Origin of the sequence: Autumnicola musiva (genome assembly GCF_031846585.1) — a bacterium.
GTDB classification, from domain to species: Bacteria; Bacteroidota; Bacteroidia; order Flavobacteriales; family Flavobacteriaceae; genus Autumnicola; species Autumnicola musiva.
In genome coordinates, this window is the sequence record NZ_JAVRHK010000002.1 from 225,009 (window position 1) to 246,316 (window position 21,308).

General features: G+C 39.4%; 13 protein-coding genes. 7 read left to right on the top strand and 6 right to left on the bottom strand.

Annotated features, from left to right (window positions below):
* Positions 1-53: 53 nt before the first annotated feature.
* Positions 54-1,370 (top strand): NAD(P)/FAD-dependent oxidoreductase, encoded by a 1,317-nt coding sequence (locus tag RM539_RS03415; protein WP_311502032.1) that lies wholly within the window; start codon positions 54-56, stop codon positions 1,368-1,370.
* Between the two features lie 204 nt (positions 1,371-1,574).
* On the opposite strand, the gene RM539_RS03420 is transcribed toward RM539_RS03415, so the two are convergent.
* Both RM539_RS03420 and RM539_RS03425 read right to left on the bottom strand, forming a co-directional pair.
* Positions 1,575-2,093 (bottom strand): hypothetical protein, encoded by a 519-nt coding sequence (locus RM539_RS03420; RefSeq protein WP_311502033.1) that lies wholly within the window; start codon positions 2,091-2,093, stop codon positions 1,575-1,577.
* A gap of 44 nt (positions 2,094-2,137) precedes the next feature.
* Positions 2,138-3,289: a zinc-dependent alcohol dehydrogenase gene (locus tag RM539_RS03425; RefSeq protein ID WP_311502034.1), complete on the bottom strand. Its 1,152-nt coding sequence runs from the start codon at positions 3,287-3,289 to the stop codon at positions 2,138-2,140.
* A gap of 294 nt (positions 3,290-3,583) precedes the next feature.
* On the opposite strand from RM539_RS03425, the gene RM539_RS03430 reads away from it, so the two are divergent.
* Together RM539_RS03430 and RM539_RS03435 are read left to right on the top strand one after the other, a co-directional pair.
* A complete protein-coding gene (locus tag RM539_RS03430) occupies positions 3,584-4,117 on the top strand; it encodes an HD domain-containing protein (protein ID WP_311502035.1) in 534 nt (177 codons plus the stop codon).
* Between the two features lie 210 nt (positions 4,118-4,327).
* Positions 4,328-6,769: a zinc-dependent metalloprotease gene (locus tag RM539_RS03435; protein ID WP_311502036.1), complete on the top strand. Its 2,442-nt coding sequence runs from the start codon at positions 4,328-4,330 to the stop codon at positions 6,767-6,769.
* A 161-nt stretch (positions 6,770-6,930) separates the two neighbouring features.
* On the opposite strand, the gene RM539_RS03440 is transcribed toward RM539_RS03435, so the two are convergent.
* Positions 6,931-7,404: a hypothetical protein gene (locus tag RM539_RS03440; protein WP_311502037.1), complete on the bottom strand. Its 474-nt coding sequence runs from the start codon at positions 7,402-7,404 to the stop codon at positions 6,931-6,933.
* Positions 7,405-7,667: 263 nt separating this feature from the next.
* Here RM539_RS03440 and RM539_RS03445 point away from each other — a divergent pair, with 263 nt between their 5' ends.
* Positions 7,668-8,450, top strand: a complete 783-nt coding sequence (locus RM539_RS03445; protein ID WP_311502038.1) for an XRE family transcriptional regulator — start codon at positions 7,668-7,670, stop codon at positions 8,448-8,450.
* Between the two features lie 96 nt (positions 8,451-8,546).
* Here the strand turns inward: RM539_RS03445 and RM539_RS03450 are convergent, their stop codons facing one another.
* Genes RM539_RS03450 through RM539_RS03460 form a run of 3 tightly spaced genes read right to left on the bottom strand, consistent with a single transcriptional unit; the run spans position 8,547 to position 16,960 of the window.
* On the bottom strand, positions 8,547-10,169 hold the full coding sequence (locus tag RM539_RS03450; protein WP_311502039.1) for an OmpA family protein: 1,623 nt from the start codon (positions 10,167-10,169) through the stop codon (positions 8,547-8,549).
* Positions 10,170-10,181: 12 nt separating this feature from the next.
* Entirely contained in the window at positions 10,182-11,132 is a 951-nt protein-coding gene (locus RM539_RS03455; protein WP_311502040.1) for a PorP/SprF family type IX secretion system membrane protein, read from the bottom strand.
* Positions 11,133-11,155: 23 nt separating this feature from the next.
* Positions 11,156-16,960, bottom strand: a complete 5,805-nt coding sequence (locus tag RM539_RS03460) for a gliding motility-associated C-terminal domain-containing protein (RefSeq protein WP_311502041.1) — start codon at positions 16,958-16,960, stop codon at positions 11,156-11,158.
* Between the two features lie 473 nt (positions 16,961-17,433).
* On the opposite strand from RM539_RS03460, the gene RM539_RS03465 reads away from it, so the two are divergent.
* From RM539_RS03465 to RM539_RS03475, 3 genes are all read left to right on the top strand, one after another.
* On the top strand, positions 17,434-18,792 hold the full coding sequence (locus RM539_RS03465) for a UDP-N-acetylmuramate--L-alanine ligase (protein ID WP_311502042.1): 1,359 nt from the start codon (positions 17,434-17,436) through the stop codon (positions 18,790-18,792).
* A gap of 138 nt (positions 18,793-18,930) precedes the next feature.
* The gene (gene radC, locus RM539_RS03470) at positions 18,931-19,629 is read left to right on the top strand and encodes a RadC family protein (RefSeq protein ID WP_311502043.1); all 699 of its coding nucleotides are present in this window, start codon (positions 18,931-18,933) and stop codon (positions 19,627-19,629) included.
* 10 nt (positions 19,630-19,639) lie between these two features.
* Positions 19,640-20,935: a DUF7033 domain-containing protein gene (locus RM539_RS03475; RefSeq protein ID WP_311502044.1), complete on the top strand. Its 1,296-nt coding sequence runs from the start codon at positions 19,640-19,642 to the stop codon at positions 20,933-20,935.
* Positions 20,936-21,308 lie beyond the last annotated feature (373 nt).

Sequence of the window (21,308 nt, forward strand, 5' to 3'; positions counted from 1 at the left end):
TTTTATTTTTTCTCTATAAAACCCTTATTTTAACAGAATCGAAAAAATGAGGTATGCAAAAAAGGGTAATAATTATTGGCGGTGGTTTTGCCGGAATAAACCTGGCGAAATGTCTGGCCGGGGATTCACAATTTAAAGTCACGCTGGTAGATAAAAATAACTATAATTTTTTTCCTCCTTTGCTTTACCAGGTTTCTACAGGATATCTTGATCCATCTTCCATTACTTATCCCATTCGTAATTTGTTCCGTGGAAAGAAAAATTTCCATTTTTGGATGGGAGATTTACAGGAGGTTGTTCCGCAGCAGAAAAAGGTGATTTTAGATAACGGGGAATTGCCATACGATTATCTGATCATGGCAACCGGGACACAGACTAATTTTTTTGGACTGGAACAGCTGAAAAATCATGCCATTCCCATGAAGACTCTTGAAGATGCCCTTAGCATGCGTAACGTACTTTTGCAGCGCCTGGAAGCAGCTTCGCGTATTAAAGACAGGTCTGAACGATTGCCCTGGCTTACCATGGTAATTGGTGGCGGAGGTCCTACCGGGGTGGAAATTTCGGGGATGTTCGCCGAGCTGAGGAATAATACTATCAGAAAAGAATTTCCTGAACTTCAGGATGCGGGGGCCAGAATTTACCTGGTTAACGGTGGTAATGAACTGCTTTCCCCTATGAGTAAAAAGAGTCAGGAATACGCCTTGAAAAGCCTTCAGGAAATGGGGGTGGAGGTAATGCTGAATACTCGGATTATTGATTATGATGGGGAAAAAGTAAGCCTTAAAAACGGAAAATACATAAGGAGTAAAAACCTTATCTGGGCAACGGGTGTAACGGGCATAATATTTAAAGGAATCCCTTCTGAAGCCTATGCTAGAGGAAACCGGTTAAAGGTGAACGAGATAAATAAAGTGGAAGGAGTTGATAGCATTTTTTCCATAGGTGATAGCTGTATTCAGTACACAGATCCTGCTTTTCCTGAGGGGCATCCGCAGCTGGCGCAGGTTGCAATTCAACAGGGGAAAAATCTGGCGAAGAATTTTAAGAAAATTGAAAAAGGAGAACACCCTAAAGCATTCAGGTATAATGACAAAGGGTCTATGGCAATTATTGGAAGTATTAAAGCAGTGGCCGATATTCCAAAACCTAAATTACATTTAAGCGGCTTTATTGCCTGGTTTATATGGTTGTTTATACACTTGTTCTCGCTCATTAATTATCGCAACAGGATTCGTACTTTCTATAACTGGTCTATTGAATATTTTACCAAAAATCAGGATCTAAGGTTAATCATCAGGCCGTCAAAAAGTGTTGCCAGGCAGGAGATTCATGAAACCAAGAGTGAAAAAGAACATTCCCGAATCTAGTAAAGTATCTTTAAAAACTCTTTAAGGCACAACATCACGGGTTGAATTTGAAGGTATAGAGTTATAGTACTTACTTAGTGAAAACTGAAATTCTAAACATGGTGGTGTGATTTTGAAGGATTGCAGACTTTTCAATTAATAAAAAAGCGAAATCCCTGAACTACTGTTCCGGATTTCGCTTTGGAAAAAGCAATTTGCTACATGTTACTTTTTAGATCTTCTTGAAAGCAGCAATATAGCTGCTGTAGTTAATGCAGCTGCAGTGGCTGCTTTTATAACAAAATTTTTGCGGTTGTACTTCCATTCAGAATTCCATCCTCTTTCCTTATAGATATTAGGGATATGCCCGTGTTTGAGGTCATCTAAAACGCCTTCCACCATTCCCACACGATCTGCGAGCACCAGTGGCAGCCATCGCCCATAACTGGATTCGCTTTTAGTATATGCATACCTTCTAATCATCCCACTAAGGCCGGAAGGCGGTGCGGCTGTACCAAATACAGATGTAATATTGGGTCTCTCAATAGAATGAAGAACTTCAATATTGGATTGCTGTTGTTCTGGACGTTCCCATGAATAACCTTTTATTTCTTCATCTGTTCGTTTTTTTACAGGATAGGTGGGGTCATTCTTTGGATCTGCATCTATTCCCCATCCTTTGATGTGGCTATGGTCTCCCCCTCTCTTATTTTTAAAATCTTCATTTTTGGTTTCGTCTGTCATGATCTTCAAAATTTTGAATTTTTATTAAAGCTTTCCTTCTTAATTTATGCGGAAGGAGGGATAAGTACAGGTTTAATACAATTGTCCAGTTTTCTTGAAAAGATATGATAGCCTTCTGCAACTTCTTCCAGCGGAATACGATGGGTGATCATAGCCTTTGGGTCTATTACGCCAGATTCCACATGTTTAATCAATCTTGGCAGAAGCCTTTTTACTGAAGCCTGGTTGGCGCGGATGGTAATTCCTTTGTTCAGCACATTACCAATAGGTACAAGTGCATCTGTTGGCCCGTAAACTCCAACAATAGAAACTATTCCTCCTTTTTTTACCGAATTGATCGCCCAATGCAGCGCTGTGGTAGAGCCTCCCTGTAGAAGTAGTTTTCTACCCATTAAAGAATTCATTTTGTTTCCGGCTGCTTCAGCCCCCACGGCATCTATACAAACATCGGCCCCAAGGGAATCAGTTTGTTTTTTAATGAAAACAACCGGGTCCTCCAGCATTTTAAAATTATACACTTCACACTGGGCATAATTTTCAGCAAATTCCAGACGGTAATCCAATTGATCAATAACAATTACACGGCCTGCACCAAAAAGCCATGCACATTTTGCAGCCATAATTCCAATTGGGCCGGCACCAAATACTACTACAGTATCCCCTTCCTGTATACCGCCCATTTCGGCTGCCTGGTAGCCTGTTGGAACAACATCTGTAAGAAGTACTGCATCATCGGGGTCCATCCAATCCGGGATTACTGTAGGCCCCACATCGGCGTAAGGTACCCGCACATATTCTGCCTGACCGCCGTTATATCCTCCCGCGGTATGGGAATATCCAAAAATTCCTCCTGCTGCGGTAGATTGTGCGTTTGCTTCATGACAGTTTCCATATAATTCCTGTTTGCAAAATGCACATTTTCCGCAGGCAATATTAAAGGGTACCATTACTTTATCGCCCACTTTTACATTTTGAACAGAAGAACCAGTTTCTACTATTTCTCCTACAAATTCATGCCCAAAGGTAGAACCCACGCGCGTATCGGGCACCAGTCCATGATAAAGATGCAGGTCTGAGCCACAAATGCAGGAACGAAGCACTCTAACAATTGCATCTCCAGGATGCTCTATTTCTGGGTAAGGCTGGTCGTAATCGGCACGGACTCGAAATGGCCCGCGAAAATTCATTGCTAACATAATGATTGGTTTATAATTCTTAATTCGGCTAACCAGGTATGGGGAGAAAAACCTGTTTTCAGGTAAATTACAAAATCAAACTGCTGGTGGAAATAATTTAACGATACTTTAATCCCACTATGATTGCCTATGTCCCGAATCTTGCTTCAATCCTTACAAATAATTTTTCCGGTTTACACCTTATGATCTTGCTTCAGGATTATTATTGTTTGAGAATATTACAGCACTTTATAAGATGCAACATCAATTTCCGGAGTTACAGGAATTGCGTAAATTCATCTTAAAAATAGGAGAATGGAAGATGAAGCTTTAGAATTTGCACAAAAAGCCCATGGAGATCAACAGCGAAAATATACAAAAGAGCTGTATATGGAGCATCCGAAGCGGGTGGCAGAAATTGTGAGAACTGTTCCCCATTCTTCCGAAATGATATGCGCGGCATATCTTCATGATGTGGTAGAAGATACAGGGGTTTCGCTTCAGGATATACAAAGAAAGTTTGGCAGGAAGATAGCCGGGCTTGTTCATGAACTAACCGATGAGTTCACAAAAGAAAATTATCAGCATTTAAACCGCAGGCAGCGGAAAAACAAGGAAGTAGAGCGACAGGCGAATATTAGTGCGGAAGCGAAAACCATTAAACTTGCAGATGTTGTTGACAATACCCGGGACATTGTAAAAAATAATCCCGGTTTTGCCCGGCGTTATGTTCCTGAAATGTTCGCGCTTACCAAAGCTTTGCAGGGCGGGAATTTTGAATTGCTGATGAGGGCATGCTATGAGGTGCAGCGGGCAAAATTTATCTTGCAGGGCAGGTTGAAGGAGTAAGTGCTTATAGCATAAAGAGTATGGCGAATTCAAAAATTAATATCTGTAGCTCCTGTACCGTGATTTTTGAATTATACAGCGATAATCTGCTATTTTCCTTTCGTATTTTTGGCAATCCTTCAAATTAGGCGGGTAGCTGGGGACTTAACAGATTAGTACGCTCTATTTTTAGTATGTTTGTCTCTCTCCATATATAAAAATAAGAAAAAGATGATTAAAAAATTGACTGTCGTTGGACTTATGGCTGCTGTTGGACTAGGCTGCCAGAGCCCGGGGCAAATTTTCAATAAAAACGAAAAACAAGAAGCCGGGGAAGCTTCAGGAAAAACTTCTTATAATAAGTTTATCAATTCTACTACGAAAAGCGATGAGGGCCTTTTTACCACTCATTTTGCAGATAATAAATTGTTTTTTGAAGTCCCGGTGGATCTGCTGGAAAAGGATATACTTTGGGTAAGCAGGATTGCAAAGGTTCCCTCTGGATACGGGGGAGGTTATGTTAACGCCGGCTCTAAAGTGAACGAGCAGGTGGTGCGCTGGTCTAAAAGGGGAAATTTTATAGACGTGAAAGTGGTGAGTTTTAAGAATGAAAGTGAAGTAGATTCTCCAATATATAATTCTGTTCTTGCCAATAATTTTTCTCCTATTCTTTATTCTGCAGAAATTAAAAATTACACTCCGGATTCCACTAGTGTTGTAATTGGTGTGAGCAGTTTATTTGAAAATGAAGTAAATGCCATTAACGGACTTTCATCTTCATTGCGCAAGCGTTATAAGGTAAAAAAATTAGATAAAAGCAGGTCTTATATAGAATCTGCCCAATCTTATCCTGAAAATGTGGAAGTTAAGCATGTGATGACTTACGAAGCTGAAGAACCACCGGAAAGGGGACAGGCCGGAACCATTACCATGCTTATGAACCAGTCTATGGTACTGCTGCCTCATGATAAGATGCAACCAAGGCTGGCTGACGATCGCGTAGGCTGGTTTAGTGTAGAAAAGTATAATTATAATTCGGATGAACTTAAATCTGATGAATATGAACTTATTAGAAAATGGAGGTTGGTTCCAAAAGATATAGAAGCCTATAAACAAGGTGAACTTGTGGAGCCGGTAGATCCTATTATTTATTATTTAGACCCCGCAACTCCGGAAAAATGGAGGCCGTACTTTAAGCAGGGAATAGAAGACTGGAATGTGGCGTTTGAAGAAGCGGGCTTTAAAAATGCAATTATCGCCAAAGATCCGCCAACTCCTGAAGAAGACCCGGAATTTAGCCCGGAAGATGTAAGGTATTCTGTGGTAAGATATGTAGCCAGCACTACCCGGAATGCAATTGGACCTTCGGTTATAGATCCGCGTACCGGTGAAATAATAGAGAGTGATATCATCTGGTATCATAATCACTTGCGTTCTTACCGTAACCGGTTCATGATAGAAGCAGGAGCTCAAAATCCTGCCGCAAGAACTTTAAATACTCCTGAAGCTGAAATAGGAGAAATGATGAGGATGGTTATAGCGCATGAGGTAGGGCATGCATTAGGCTTACCTCATAATATGAAAGCCAGTGCTGCGTATCCTACCGATTCTTTACGTTCAGCCAGCTTTACTCAAAAATATGGCCTTACACCATCTATTATGGATTATGCACGGGTAAACTATGTTGCGCAACCGGGAGATGATGGGGTACGTTTTATAAGGATGATGGGTCCTTATGATTTATATGCGATAAACTGGGGGTACCGTTATTTGCCTGAAGCACAAAATCCTGAAGATGAAAAAACAACCTTGGATAGCTGGATCATGGAAAAAGCAGGAGACCCGGTTTATGAATTTGGAAATGGCTATGGAGCAGTAGATCCGCAGGCACAGCGCGAAAGTCTGGGCGCTGACCAGGTGAAGGCAAGTGAGTACGGGCTTGCCAATCTAAAAAAAGTAGTTCCTAATCTTGTGGAATGGACTTCCAGAGAAGGCAGCGGTTACGATGAGCTTGATGAGGTATATTCAGAATTGATTAACATGTGGCGCGGCTATATTAATCACGTGGTGACCAATGTAGGCGGGGTTTATGAAACCCGAAAAACTTCAGATCAGGAAGGCGTGGTTTATAAAGCAGTTCCCAGGGAAAAACAAAAGTCGGCAATAAATTTTATAAATACTCATGCTTTTAATACACCGCAATGGCTTCTAAATGATGAAATTCTTGACAGGATTGCATCCTCAGGAGCAGTAGAGAAAGTTCAGAATTTGCAGGCAAGGGCTCTTAATTATCTTCTGGATGAAGAAAGGCTGAACCGAATGTTTGAAAATGAACAACGAACTTCTGAAGATGTTTATTCTACTGTAGAATTGATGGGAGATTTACGGCAGGGAATTTTCAAAGAGTTGTATAATTCAGAAGAAGTGGATGTTTACCGCAGAAATCTTCAAAGAGCCTACGTGGATGCGGCTGTGGATTATGTAGAGGAATTAAAAGCTGATGGAGAAGAAGAGATAGCTTCAACAGATATTGTAGCGCTAATGAGGGGAGAACTTCAAAATTTGAAAACTGACCTTAATCAAAGAAAAAATCGAACAGGTGATACCATTAGTCGTTACCACTGGCAGGATTTAATTGCCCGGATAGAGGCCGGATTAAATCCACAGGCGTAACTTTGCTTAAGAAATATAGAAAGGGATCTGAAAAAAACCTGATTTATTTTTGACTGAAATTCATCCCGGTAATTTTAAGTACCGGGATGTATTTTTAAAAAGAGCTGAAAATAATTTCAGCATAATATTCAATGTTTTTGAGGTGCCCGTTTCTTATTTTCTTAATCACAAGGAGTGGTTTCAGAAATGGTATGGAGGAATATGTCCTGAGCATCCCTTCGGTCAATATTGATAAGTTCTACATCCTGAACATTTTCATCTAAATCTATATCTCCCGCACAATTCTGGCCATTGTTATCGGAATCCCATTGAATAGTAATATAAAAACGGGCATTACTGTTTTCTTCAAGATTTTCAATTTTAGCATAAGGATTTGCCGGAATATCCATCCTGATTATAAAGGGGAATTCCTTAGCACTAAAATTCTGACTGGTTATCAGGTTGGCCCCGGTATCAGCAATAGTATCATTATGCCCGTATAAGCTAATTTCAAACTCCGGATTCTCATAATCCAGGTTTTCATCAGTCTGCATTTCCAGAAGAATAAAATTATTATCAAAATCATCACGATCTTTATCGCAGGAAAGCAACAAGATAAATAAAAAGTTGAAAAGTAGGATTCCAGTTTTCTTCATAGGTTTTTTAATTAGAACGGTTGGCGGGGTATTTTCTGTATAAAATTTAGGAAAAATTAATTTCCTCTAAAAACTTCTGATATATATTTTTTGCTATTTGTTATCTGTAATTATTAGAAAAAGAGATTCTCTCATGCTGAACCTTTAAGACGGCAGGCTGGGAGCGGGGATTACTGTGGACGTTTAGCTAAAATTCATTATAATATAGGAAAAAATCCACAAATTTAGAATTTTATTGGATTATTTCCTAAATTAGCTTAATTATGAAAACACCATCAACAATAGAGATCAAGCACTTCAAGGAAGTAAGAGAAGAAAACAATTTTACCCAAGCCGAATTTGCCGAACTTTTGGGCATTAAAAATTCCACGGCAGATATTGAGAGGGGAAGAACAAAGCTTTCAGGAAAAGTGGTAGCAGAATTGCTGCGGCAATTTGGTATAAATCCTTTATGGCTTTTTGGAGACAGCGGGCAGAAATATTTGCAAATTACCCGGGGTGATGTGAGTCCAAAGGTGGTTACGGTGAACAGTGCCGATAATGAAAATATTGTAATGGTAAATCAAAAGGCTGCTGCAGGATATCCTCATAATGTACAGGATGTGGAATGGTATAATCAGTTGCCCGCTTTTGATATTCCTTTGCCGGAGTTTAGAAACGCCACTTACAGAGGTTTTCAAATAGAAGGTGATAGTATGCTGCCAAATTATCGTCCCGGTGAATGGGTAATGGCGAAAGCTATAGGAGGAATTGATGAGATGAACAATAATAAAATTTATGTGGTGGTGCTTTATGATTCTGTGCTGGTAAAGAAACTCCAGAAATTACCAGATCCTTCTAAACTTTTACTTGTTTCCCTGAATGAAGAATATTTGCCTATTGAAGTAAAATTGAACGATATACAGGAGCTTTGGCAGGTAAACAGTAAACTTACGTTTAACCTGGACAATCCTTCAGAAAATGGCCTTTTTCAACAACTGCAGCAATCTATGGAAGAATTGAAACAGGAACTCAGAACGTTTAAAGGTGAAAAAGGAATTTCCTGAGGTAAATCCTTTTCTGCCTCTAAATACGAGTATTAAAATAAGAAAGGCCCCGAATTTTCGGGGCCTTTTCTTTGGTTGGTAAGTTGGAACTATCAATTAGTTCATAATTGTAAATTCACTTCTACGGTTTTTGGCATATTGCGCTGCTGTACAACCTGTGGGTTGAGTACAATCGTTCAACGGCATGCTTTCACCATAGCCCTGTGAGCTCAACCTGTCTCTTGAGATTCCTTGCTCTACAAGATATTCAAGGGTTGAGGCCGCACGTCTTTCAGAAAGGTCCATGTTGTATTGATCACTACCTCTTGCATCTGCATGAGATCCAATTTCAATTTCAAGAGTTGGGTATTTATTCATGATAGATACCACTTTATCAAGAGTTGCCTCAGATTCCTTTTTAATCGTGGCTTTATCAAAATCAAAGTAAATGTTACCCACATCACGAAGTTGTTGTCTTCCTGTTTCAAGATTAGTTTCCCTGTCCTCAAAATCAACCACAGGAGGAACATAATCTTCTCTTACAAAAGTGTAAAGATTATCAGACCCTCTCCTGTTAGATGCGAAAAATCCTTCTTCCTGGCCTTCTTTAATTACAAAAGCAAAATCATCACGATTACTGTTTATGGAAGAACCAAGATTTTGAACTTCAGAAAAATCGCCTTCACTTCTAAAGATATCAAGGTTTCCAAAACCAAGATGCCCATCTGAAGCAAAATAAAGTACGTCATCTTCTCCTATAAATGGAAACTGTTCACGATTGGGAGTGTTAACCCCAGCTCCCAGATTTTGAGGGGTACCAAAAGAACCGTCTTCATTTACATCTACCGAGTAGATATCAAAAGATCCTCCGGTAGAACCAGGCATATCGCTTGCAAAATAAAGTTTGGTGCCGTCCTGGCTAAGGCTTGGGTGCTCTACAGAATATTCTTCGCTACTAAATGGAAGTTTCTCTACATTGGTCCATTCACCATCTACCATTTCAGCTTTGTAGATACTTATATGGGCTACTCTGATGCCACTGGTATCCTTCACTCTCTTTTCATTAGTACGGTCAAAATACATGGTTTGACCATCCTGGGTAAAAGTAGCTGAACTTTCGTGCTCATCAGTATTAATATCATCTGAAAAAAGTACAATATCATCCAATTCACCTTCGTCAGAAATAGAAGCGCTGTAAAGATCTAAAGTAGGCTTTTTATTCCATGGATAAATAGGACGCTCCTGGTTACGGGTAGAAGCAAAGGCTATTTTATCCCCGAAATAAGAAATACCAAAATCAGCCGAAGCACTATTACTCATAACCTGATTTGTGGTATAGGTATGCGGAACAGCAGTATCAAGTTGCTTCTCAAATTCAGAAAAATCTACCTGCTCTCCTTTGTAATTGCTCAGGTATTCATTGGCCTGGTCATATTGGTCCATTCCCATAAGAGTATGAGCATATCTAAATTGATATTCAGGAGCAATATTCCCTTCGTGTCTAAGGAAAAGCAGCCTGTAAACTTCAGTAGCGTTCTCCAGCTGATTTGTGAAGAAGTAAGCGTCTCCCAGGTTTTGCAATACCTGCTGATCTTTATCTGCCACATCTTCGTAAGCATCTGCGGCATCAACGTAGGCTCTTTGAACAAAAAGTTTATTAGCCTTTTTGATTTGCGAACTTTGTCCAAAAGCAGAAAAGCTTACAAGTGTTAATAAAAGTATTTTATATATATTTTTCATGTTATCCATTTTTTAGAAGAATCGAGGTGATTTGTCATATCCTTTAGTCAGGCCGAATAGATCAATATCAAACAGCACCATGATTTCATGAGTGCCACCAATATCAAAACCGGCATAATCTGAAGTGTAATGATCATAGGCATATCCCACACGTAGTTGGGGAGTAATTTTGAAGTTTACCAATCCGGTAAGGGTTTCATTAAACCTATAGCCTATCCCAGCTTCTAATCTATCGTATAAAAGTACGTTTGCAGTTGCATCTACTGTAACAGGTGAATCCTGCACACCTCTAACCATAAAGGCAGGTTTTAATCGCACATCTTCACTAAGATCGAAAACATACCCACCGGTAAGGTAGTAATGAATATTTTCTTCACCCACGGCTTGAACACCATTAAAATTTTCGAGATGTTTTGTGGTGAAAAGGTTAGGTGCAGAAAGTCCTAAATAATAATTATCTCCAAACCAAAAAGCACCAACTCCAAAAACAGGAAAAACTTCATTTAGATTCTGGAATGCTAAATCAGGGCCTTGATTTTGGTCAACACCATTAATACCGGCAGTATTAGAGTCAAAAGTACTAAGCCCCGCCTTGGCTCCGAATGATATTTTACTATTGTTGCTTACCGGTAGAACATATGCAAAATCTGCAGTAATATTATTTTCCTTTATCCAGTCGCCAATTTCATCATGAACAACAGTAAGTCCCAGTTCCACGCGCTCATTAATAGGAGTGTGGGCAAAGAAGTTGGCGGTGCTTGGTGCACCGTCAACATTCTGCCATTGGGATCTGTAAATACCCCCCAGGTTTAACATGCCAGGATCATCTGTGGCATAAGCAGGGTTTATTACACTCATGTTATACATATATTGAGTGAATAAAGGGTCTTGTTGAGACATTCCTTTTACAGAGAAAAGGATAATGCCTGTAAATATTAGATATTTAAATATAGATTTTTTCATTTCTTTCTAGTTTATCCTTTAGACTATCGGCTTAGGTAAATTTTACCTTGTTTTGGAGCTCTTTCCCCATCATTGAAATCAATCACATAGAAGTAAACTCCTACCGGTAACACATCATCCCCAAGATTTCCTGATTGGTTTGACGTTCCATCCCAGGCGTTGCTTTGTGATGCTTTTCCTTTATAAACAGTATTGCCCCACCTGTTGAATATGGTAATTGAGTGATCTGGATAATCAATATCAATTCCATCCACATACCAGGTTTCGTTCATTGAATCTCCATTTGGAGAAATACCCTCAGGAAATACAAGTTCACATGTTTCTAACTGAACTGTTACAGCTAATCTCTCTGAGCTTTCACATTCGGAATCTTCAGTTAATAAACCTGCATAGTAGGTAGTGCCATCTTCAAGTACTGTGTTCTCGCTTAAAACGTCGTCACCTTCTGCAGAAGTATACCAGGTAATATCTCCTGTTTCATTAATGTTCTCCCGTAGATCTGAAAGTCTCAAATCATCAGATTCACATAATTCCTCTGTAAGAGTGATTGTTGGAGCATCGGTATCATTGATAGTGACATTAATCACGGCTGCATCAGATTCACACTCACCTTCAAGTGTTTGAGTAATATAATAATCACCAGCTTCAAGGAAATCATCAACTTCTACCATCATCGTCATTGCCTCGTCAGAATAATAAGTAAGTCCATCCTGAGTAAAGCCAAGGTCAGCAACTGTTGGGGCATCGATAGCACAGAATGTTTGATCTGTTACTTCCGGAGCATCAGAAGGAGCGCTTACAGTAACTGTAAACTCTGCTGTATCCTCACCACAATCACTGATAGCTGGAACAGTATATATAACTGTATAAGTTCCGGCTTCAAAATCGGCTGGATTCATCGTAGCGTCAGCAATAACTTCTCCATCAAGGCTGAATTCGCCATCTTGATTTGCTTCTTCAGAAATGAAATCAGACAAGTTTTGCACTCCGTCGTTTGAACATACGCTAATGTTCATATCCATACCGGCATTGGCGCTTTGAAAGACTTCAACTGTAAGAACAACTGAATCTTCACAATCTCCACTACCTACAGTGTAAGTAGTACTAAAAGTTCCAATTTGATTGTCAAGGTAGCTTTCACGAATTTCCTGAATGCCAGGTGAAAAAGTACCATTTGTTGCTAAACCGTCCTCTAGTAATCCTATAAAATAATCTCTAACTGTACTTGTTGACGGGTTACTATTAAGGTTAGCGGAGCAAGCTGTAATATTAACATCTTCACCTGCATCAAAAGCTTCAGTTGTAACATTAATGGTAAACGAAGCGGTAGCTTCCCCAACGATACAATCTGCGTCTTCTGAACTTACGGTATAAGTGAAATTATAACTACCCTCTTCTACACTTGTAGCATCAAAAGTGCTTCCTTCATAAGCTTCACCATTAAGGAAGAAAGAACCTCCTCTTGTGCTGTTTTCAGTTAATGCAGTGAATAAATCATAAGAAGTTTCACTAGTGCACACGTTAATTTGGGCATCTGTAGCTTCAGCTACTGCGTCCTCGGAATCAATTACTGTAATAGTGAAAGAAGTTGAATCTTCAGTTCCTTCATTAACACAATCCGCAGAATCATCTACGGTATAAGTAATTGTATATTCTCCAACTCCTGTTGAAGGATCGAACTGTCCATCAGCAACATTGTCACCGGAGAAAGTTCCTCCTGTAGTTGCAGTAAGGTAATCGGAAAGGTCAACAATTCCCTGAGTCAGACAAACTGTTTGATCAGCGATGTCGCCTGCCTCTGCATCTTCTGTTGGAGTAACAGTTACAGAAACTTCAACTGAACTACCACAATCTTCATCACCTGGTACAGTGTAAGTAGTAGTAAAGGTGCCTATGGGATTTGCCTGATAATCTGCAAAGATTTCTGCCGGAGTTGGATCAAAAGTTCCTCCCTGTGGAAGGTTATCCACCAATCCGTTATAATATTCTTCAACACCCTCAGCATTGAGGTTTGGATCAATATCAGCGGCACATAATGTAGTGGCGATTTCCTCTCCAAGATCTAAGCTTTCCGTTACGGTTATCACAAAAGAAGTAGAATCTTCAGTTCCTTCAGTCACACAATCAGCAGAATCGTCTACCGTATAACTGATTATATACTCTCCAACTCCTGTTGAAGGATCGAACTGTCCATCAGCAACATTGTCACCGGAGAAAGTTCCTCCTGTAGTTGCATCAGCAGTTAGGTAATCGGAAAGGTCAACAATTCCCTGAGTCAGACAAATAGTTTGATCAGCGATGTCGCCTGCCTCTGCATCTTCTGTTGGTGTAACTGTAATGGTGAAAGAAGTAGAATCTTGAGTTCCTTCAGTCACACAGTCAGCAGAATCGTCTACAGTATAAGTGATTGTATATTCTCCAACTCCTGTTGAAGGATCAAACTGGCCATCAGCAACATTGTCACCGGAGAAAGTTCCTCCTGTAGTTGCATCAGCAGTTAGGTAATCGGAAAGGTCAACAATTCCCTGAGTTAAACAAATTGTTTGATCAGCAATGTCGCCTGCATTAGCATCCTCTAATGGATTAATAGTTACCGAAACTTCAACTGAACCGCCACAATCTTCATCACCTCCTGGTACAGTGTAAGTAGTAGTAAAGGTTCCGATAGGATTACTTTGGTAATCTGCTAATAGTTCAGCAGGAGTCGGGTTAAAGGTACCTCCCTGTGGCAGGTCAGCAATTAATCCGGTGTAATAAGCTTCCACTCCGGCAGCATCTAAGCCAGGCTCTACTTCAGAAACACATAATATACTGGTAATAGGATCTATAGAATCCAGCCCTTCTGTTACGGTAATGGTAAATGTAGCCGTATCCTCAGTACCTTCTGTTGTACATTCGGCAGAATCGTCAACTGAGTAGGTAATGGTGTAAGTTCCTTCACCTCTTGTTGACGGGCTAAAAGTACCATCTTCAATCTCGCCATTTTCATCAGAAAAAGTTCCGCCTGTAGTTGCGTCATCATTTAAAAGGCTTGAAAGGACAATATCTTCATTACTGAAACACACAGTTTGATCAGCGATGTCGCCTGCATTAGCATCCTCTAATGGATTAATAGTTACCGAAACTTCAACTGAACCGCCACAATCTTCATCACCTCCTGGTACAGTGTAAGTAGTAGTAAAGGTTCCGATAGGATTACTTTGATAATCTGCTAATAGTTCAGCAGGAGTCGGGTTAAAGGTACCTCCCTGTGGCAGGTCAGCAATTAATCCGGTGTAATAAGCTTCCACTCCTTCAGCATCTAAGCCAGGTTCTACTTCAGAAATACATAATGTACTGGTAATAGGATCTATAGCATCGATTCCATCTGTTACGGTAATGGTAAATGTAGCCGTATCCTCAGTACCTTCTGTTGTACATTCGGCAGAATCGTCAACTGAGTAGGTAATGGTGTAAGTTCCTTCACCTCTTGTTGATGGGCTGAAGACTCCATTTTCAATCTCGCCATTTTCATCAGAGAAAGTACCCGTGGTAGAGGCGTCATCACTTAAAAGGCTTGAAAGGACAATATCTTCATTACTGAAACACACAGTTTGATCAGCGATGTCGCCTGCATTAGCATCCTCTAATGGATTAATAGTTACCGAAACTTCAACTGAACCGCCACAATCTTCATCACCTCCTGGTACAGTGTAAGTAGTAGTAAAGGTTCCGATAGGATTACTTTGGTAATCTGCTAATAGTTCAGCAGGAGTCGGGTTAAAGGTACCTCCCTGTGGCAGGTCAGCAATTAATCCGGTGTAATAAGCTTCCACTCCGGCAGCATCTAAGCCAGGCTCTACTTCAGAAACACATAATATACTGGTAATAGGATCTATAGAATCCAGCCCTTCTGTTACGGTAATGGTAAATGTAGCCGTAGCCTCAGTTCCTTCTGTTGTACATTCGGCAGAATCGTCAACAGTATAAGTTAAAGTATATGTTCCTTCACCTCTTGTTGAAGGGCTAAAAGTACCATCTTCAATCTCGCCATTTTCATCAGAGAAAGTACCCCCAGTAGAGGCATCATCACTTAAAAGACTTGAAAGGACAATATCGTCATTACTGAAACATACCGTTTGATCAGCAATCTCACCTGCATTAGCATCCTCTAGCGGATTAATGATTACAGAAACTTCAACTGAACCGCCACAATCTTCATCACCTCCTGGTACAGTGTAGGTAGTAGTAAAAGTTCCGATAGGATTACTTTGGTAATCTGCTAATAGTTCAGCAGGAGTTGGATTAAAAGTACCCCCCTGCGGCAGGTCAGCAATTAATCCGGTATAATAAGCTTCCACTCCGGCAGCATCTAAGCCAGGCTCTACTTCAGAAACACATAAAATACTGGTAATAGGATCTATAGAATCCAGCCCTTCTGTTACGGTAATGTTTATTTCGGAACTATCTTCACATTCGGTTCCGGCACCCACAGTGTAAGTAGTAGAAGCTGTAAATGGAAAATCATTATTTTGAACAGCGATGAAATATTGTGTAGCAATTTCCTGTACAGAACTGTTGTTAAATTCGCCATCAGTATCTACATCCTCTCCTATTTGCTCAATAAGCAAAGCTTGAGCTGCATCAGGATCTGTAAGAGCTAATTGAATTATTTCTTCTATTTGGGACTGGCATAATTCTAAACTTGTGTCTTCTCCGGCATTAGCATCCTCTGAAACAGTTATAGACAAAACCACACTATCTGTACATCCCAAATCATTGGTAATGGTATATGTGGTAGTAAAGGTCTGAATAGGATTGTTATTAAAAGCAGCAGAAATTTCAGCAATAGAATCATCTGCAAAAGTTCCATCTGTAGGGACTTCCGGTGCCAACAATCCAAGGAAAAGTTGTTCAGGAGTTGCTCCATCTGCTAATCTATCCTGAATTTCAGATAAACAATATTGTCCGTCACCAACCTGTTCGCCAGCGTCAATCTCGTCCAGTTCAACCAATACAGCAGTTCTTTCTTCACTTTCGCAAGGAGGAAATGGGCTGTCTCTGTCGTTTACAACCTGACTGGCATAATAGGTTTCCCCGTCTAAAAGAACTGTTTCCTCTGGTAAAGGAGAATTGGCAGTTTCAGATCTATACCATCTAATGGCCTGGGTATTAGGATAAGTGGCAGTAGCCTCCAGATCTGCAACAGTAGATCCTTCACAAAAAATTTGCGTAGCTTCCGCAACAGGAGCGTCGGGATCGTTAGGATCATATCCTACGGCTGCTCTTATAGAAGGGCAACCGGCACCTGAAGAAGGTGTTTGACCAATAAAATAGCTCGCGCCGGGAACTAATTCTCCTTCAGCAGTAGCATCTCCAAATTCTGTAGCGTAAACTTCAACTTCATAACCGGATTCTGTAGCAGCAAAATATCCGGCCAAATCATCTGCCGTAAAATTTGTGGCAGAACAAGGGCTTATTGAAAAGCTGTTGCTGTTTGGGAAGATAGTGTTAGTGGGAGCAGGGACAGTATTAACTGTAACACTCACAGGTACTCTTTCACAATCTCCTGAAGTAGTACCAACGAAATAAGTTGCTCCGTCAGTTAAAACTTCGTCCCCGGGTATAGGTTGTGTGTCATTTAAATTATCACTGGTCTGATAAACCGCAGTTTCAGAACCATCACTGGTAATTTGACTTACCGTATCCAGGTAGCAGAACTCCTGGGTGTTGTCCGTCCCATCCTCGGTGGGACAAGTTTGCCCGAACGAGGGGAAACTTCCGATAAATAAAATAAAGGTAAAAATGGATAAATAATTCCATTTTTTACCTAAAGTAAAATTGTGCATAGGCTAGGTGTTAAATTCAACTTTTAATTTTAGGTTTAAATTCATTTAAAAAGTATCGCAAATATTAAAATAATTTTTAACATAAGGGATCGAAATATACTGGTTTTTAACAATTTTTAAAAAATTCCTGGGTCTGGCAACTAATTGTTAATAACTCATGCCTGAACTTCATCACATTATAGTACATTTTAACAAATGTTTTAGAAAAGTTACTCAAATTAGGTATTTCGTCTGGAAATAAATAACTTTAGACGAACTAATTCTCTGTCAATTTGGTTTTATGATCTGGATGAAAAAATGTTAATCACAGGTTGAAGATTAAATCAATATCTAACTTCTGAAGCTTAAATGTGAAAATGCGGACAGGGAAATTCCTTACTGTTGGAACCTAAGGTATGGCATCTTCTAAAGGTTATGATATGGCTTCTTATCTTCTGTCCTTAAATAGTTATATTTGCCAAAAATTTAGCTTTATGAAACTTCATTTTATAGCTATAGGCGGAAGTGCAATGCATGCCTTGGCTATAGCCCTACAGCAAAAAGGATATGAAATAACCGGCAGTGATGATGCCATTTTTGAGCCTTCCCGTTCCAGGCTGAGAAGTTTTGATATTTTACCTGTGGAAGCTGGTTGGTTTCCCGATAAAATTTCAGGAGAAGTGGATGCTGTGATTCTTGGGATGCATGCTAAAGCCGATAATCCTGAATTAGCGAGAGCTAAGGAATTAGGAATTCCGGTTTATTCATATCCCGAATTTTTATATGAACAATCTAAAAATAAAACCCGCGTGGTTATAGGTGGTTCCCATGGCAAAACGAGTATAACTTCCATGATTCTTCATGTGATGAACTACCACGGGAAAGCGGTTGATTTTATGGTGGGAGCTGCTCTGGAGGGTTACACGAATTCTGTTCATCTTACTGAAGAAAATGATTTTATAGTTATTGAAGGAGACGAATATTTGTCGTCTGCATTAGACCGGCGACCCAAGTTTCATTTATATCAGCCTAATATTGCGCTTTTAAGTGGCATAGCCTGGGATCATATTAATGTTTTTCCCAGATATGAAAATTATGTGGAACAGTTTGAAATTTTTGTGAATTCAATCGTGAACGGAGGGATCCTTGTATATAATGAGGAAGACCCTGAAGTTAAAAATATTGCTGAAGGAACTGCAAATCCCATTAGAAAACATCCGTATCATACTCCTGAGTATGATATTGAGGGAGAGCAAACGCTTCTTACAACTCCTGAAGGAGATTTGCCTCTTGAAATTTTTGGGCATCATAATCTTAGTAACGTAGCTGGTGCTAAATGGATTTGCCAGCACATGGGAATAGATGAAGATGATTTTTATGAAGCTATTGCCACCTTCAAAGGTGCCTCTAAAAGGCTGGAAAAGGTTGCCGAATCATCTTCGGCTGTAATTTTTAAAGATTTTGCTCATAGTCCTTCCAAAGTGAAAGCTACCACAGCGGCAGTAAAGGAGCAGTTTAAAAACAGAAATTTAATAGTATGTTTTGAATTGCACACCTATAGCAGTTTAAATGGAGAATTTTTGAAATACTATGCCGATAGCCTGAAGGAAGCTGATAAAGCTTTTGTTTTTTATTCTCCTGATGCCGTAAAACTTAAAAATCTTGATAACATTTCTGCGGAACAAATTTTTTCGGCTTTTAAAAAAGAGAATCTGCAGGTGTTTACCAACCCACAGGACCTGCACCAAACCCTTAGAAATTTGGACCTTAGTAATTCTGCTTTGCTCTTTATGAGCAGCGGGAATTATGGAGGACTGGACTTTGAAGAAGTAAAATCATGGCTTAATCCCTAATTGATGGTTTAGGGTTTTACCTGAAATTTTGAAGTTGTTATTATTCATATCCCATGGGCTTGCTCCGGAATTTTAATTTAAGTTTTTCATATTGGTTTTTTTGTGCATTGTGTAAAAGGGTTTTATATCTTTAGCATAATGGAAAAAGAGCGGGTAACCTTCAGTATTAAAAATTGGGCAGAAGATGACCGCCCCCGGGAAAAGCTATTGCAAAAGGGTAGGACCAGCTTAAGTGATTCAGAACTTATTGCTATCTTGATTGGTTCGGGAAACCGGGAAGAAAGTGCTGTGGAATTAAGTAAACGCATTCTTGCTTCTACGCATAACAACCTCAGTGAACTTGGCCGCCTATCCATTAACCAGCTTTGCACATTTAAGGGAATTGGGGAAGCCAAAGCTGTTAGTATTGTGGCTGCATTAGAACTTGGCCGCAGGAGAAGGGTAGAGGAGGCGTTGGAGAAGAAAAAAATCACTTCCAGTCATTCTGTTTTTGAACTTATGCAACCTGTAATAGGTGAACTTCCTCATGAGGAATTCTGGATTATCTACCTCAATAATTCAAATAAAGTGCTGGAGCAGATTCAATTAAGCAAAGGTGGTATTACAGGAACCCTGGTGGATGTACGAATCACCCTTAAAAAAGCTCTGGAATTAGGTGCTACGGCCCTTATTCTTACTCATAATCATCCCTCAGGAACCCTTAAACCCAGCGAGGCAGATAAACAACTTACTTCTAAATTAAAAACCGCTTCAGAAAGTCTGGACATTAAAGTGCTGGATCATATTATTGTAACTGAAAAATCATATTTTAGCTTTGCAGACGAAGGTATCCTTTAATTTTTCCTGAATGTTACTTATCTATACCCAGAAAATTACACCCAGAATTATCTATATTTTTAAACATTTATGTACGGGGATTCTAGGTATTTCCATAAAATTCACCACAAAGATTGAGGAATTTATCGCTCATGACGGCATGAAACTTTCTTATGGAAAGCAGCCTTTGGGAAAGGAACTTTTTTTTCAGAAAATAGATCTTCTTACTGAACAGGGCTTTTCTGAAGTTGAAATAAAAGTACAGCCCTGGGAAGACAGCGTTTGCTTTTTTCCCGTTCCGGAAGCCAGTGCATTACCTTTTGATATTTTTGCAGCATCCTTCTATTTGCTTAGCAGATACGAAGAATATGCTCCGCATGTAAAAGATGAAGCTGAACGTTTTCCTGTTTCAGAAAGTCTGGCTTATCAGGAAGGCTTTCTTTCTTCTCCGGTTGTAGATAAATGGGCTCTTAAATTCAGAAATGTTTTAGCTGAACGTTTTCCGGATATTAAACTTCAGGAAAGGTTTTTCGAGGCAAATGCCGTGATGGCTGTTGAAAATATTTTCGCCTATAAAAATAAGGGAGTTCTGAGAAGTTTTTCGGGAATGCAGAGGGATTTTTTTCAATTGAATTTTAATAAAGTTTTTGATCGGCTACAAGTGGGTTTCAGGATAAAAAAAGACCCGTTTAATATTTTTGAAGATTTAATAGAGCTTATAAAAAAATACAAGCTGGAAATGTATTTTATGTTTCAGCTAAGTAACTTCAGTATCCACGACCGAAACATAAATTATAACAGGATTCCGGGTAGATCGGTGATAAAATCTGTTGGAGATTATGCCAGGGTGGGACTGCTGCAGGGATATTACGCTGCAAAAGACATGAAGACCCTTAGAACAGAAAAGCTTCGTATGGAAAATATCGTACATAGTTCACTGGATCATGTACTTAATTCCCGGCATGATCTTGGGCTACCTGAAAACTATAATAATCTGGTGGAGCTGGAAGTTCACAATGATTTCTCGATGGGTTACCCTGATGCTATGGGTTTTAGGGCAGGTACCTGTACTCCTTTTTTATTCTATGATATTAACATGGAAGTAACCACCCCTTTAATGTTGCACCCTTATGTTTTTAATTCTGGTATATATGAAAATGTGAAAGCAGAGCAGGTTCATCAGGAGGTAGCTAAAGCATTAAGGCAGGTGCAGGAAGTAGGAGGTAAGTTTAGGGCTGTGTTTAAAAATCAGGATTTTTCAAGTTATTCTAATAAGGTGATGTTCTACAGTGTACTGAAGCAAATTTATGAAATTAAAGATTTTTGAGGATGTTTTATTAACCTGGAACATTGAATTCCGGATTATTGATAGATTGGGAACGGGATATTTATGAGATTTTAAAAGAAGCACCTTGCTCGAGGATGTGCAATTTCCTGCAGTAAAAATTTATTCTTAAATACATTTGTCGAATAGCTGAACCTGATTCGAAATGGATACTCACTGCCTAAAACCTATAAAGTAAGAAAATTACTACATAATTATTTGTGAAACTTTTCGATTTTATTGCTACTTCAGAAGAAGCTCAAATGAATATGGTCAATGCATTAAATTTAGAAAAGTTCTCATTAAACATTTGTAAGATGCTGAAAACCCGGTTATGACAGGGGCTAATTATAAAATTAATATTTTTCGATCAGAA

What these genes read in the sequence shown, in the direction of transcription:
- RM539_RS03415 (WP_311502032.1), top strand. Translation starts at nt 54, where the DNA reads ATGCAAAAAAGGGTAATAATTATTGGCGGTGGTTTTGCCGGAATAAAC.
- RM539_RS03420 (WP_311502033.1), bottom strand. Translation starts at nt 2,093, where the DNA reads ATGACAGACGAAACCAAAAATGAAGATTTTAAAAATAAGAGAGGGGGA.
- RM539_RS03425 (WP_311502034.1), bottom strand. Translation starts at nt 3,289, where the DNA reads ATGTTAGCAATGAATTTTCGCGGGCCATTTCGAGTCCGTGCCGATTAC.
- RM539_RS03430 (WP_311502035.1), top strand. Translation starts at nt 3,584, where the DNA reads ATGGAAGATGAAGCTTTAGAATTTGCACAAAAAGCCCATGGAGATCAA.
- RM539_RS03435 (WP_311502036.1), top strand. Translation starts at nt 4,328, where the DNA reads ATGATTAAAAAATTGACTGTCGTTGGACTTATGGCTGCTGTTGGACTA.
- RM539_RS03440 (WP_311502037.1), bottom strand. Translation starts at nt 7,404, where the DNA reads ATGAAGAAAACTGGAATCCTACTTTTCAACTTTTTATTTATCTTGTTG.
- RM539_RS03445 (WP_311502038.1), top strand. Translation starts at nt 7,668, where the DNA reads ATGAAAACACCATCAACAATAGAGATCAAGCACTTCAAGGAAGTAAGA.
- RM539_RS03450 (WP_311502039.1), bottom strand. Translation starts at nt 10,169, where the DNA reads ATGAAAAATATATATAAAATACTTTTATTAACACTTGTAAGCTTTTCT.
- RM539_RS03455 (WP_311502040.1), bottom strand. Translation starts at nt 11,132, where the DNA reads ATGAAAAAATCTATATTTAAATATCTAATATTTACAGGCATTATCCTT.
- RM539_RS03460 (WP_311502041.1), bottom strand. Translation starts at nt 16,960, where the DNA reads ATGCACAATTTTACTTTAGGTAAAAAATGGAATTATTTATCCATTTTT.
- RM539_RS03465 (WP_311502042.1), top strand. Translation starts at nt 17,434, where the DNA reads ATGAAACTTCATTTTATAGCTATAGGCGGAAGTGCAATGCATGCCTTG.
- radC (WP_311502043.1), top strand. Translation starts at nt 18,931, where the DNA reads ATGGAAAAAGAGCGGGTAACCTTCAGTATTAAAAATTGGGCAGAAGAT.
- RM539_RS03475 (WP_311502044.1), top strand. Translation starts at nt 19,640, where the DNA reads ATGTTACTTATCTATACCCAGAAAATTACACCCAGAATTATCTATATT.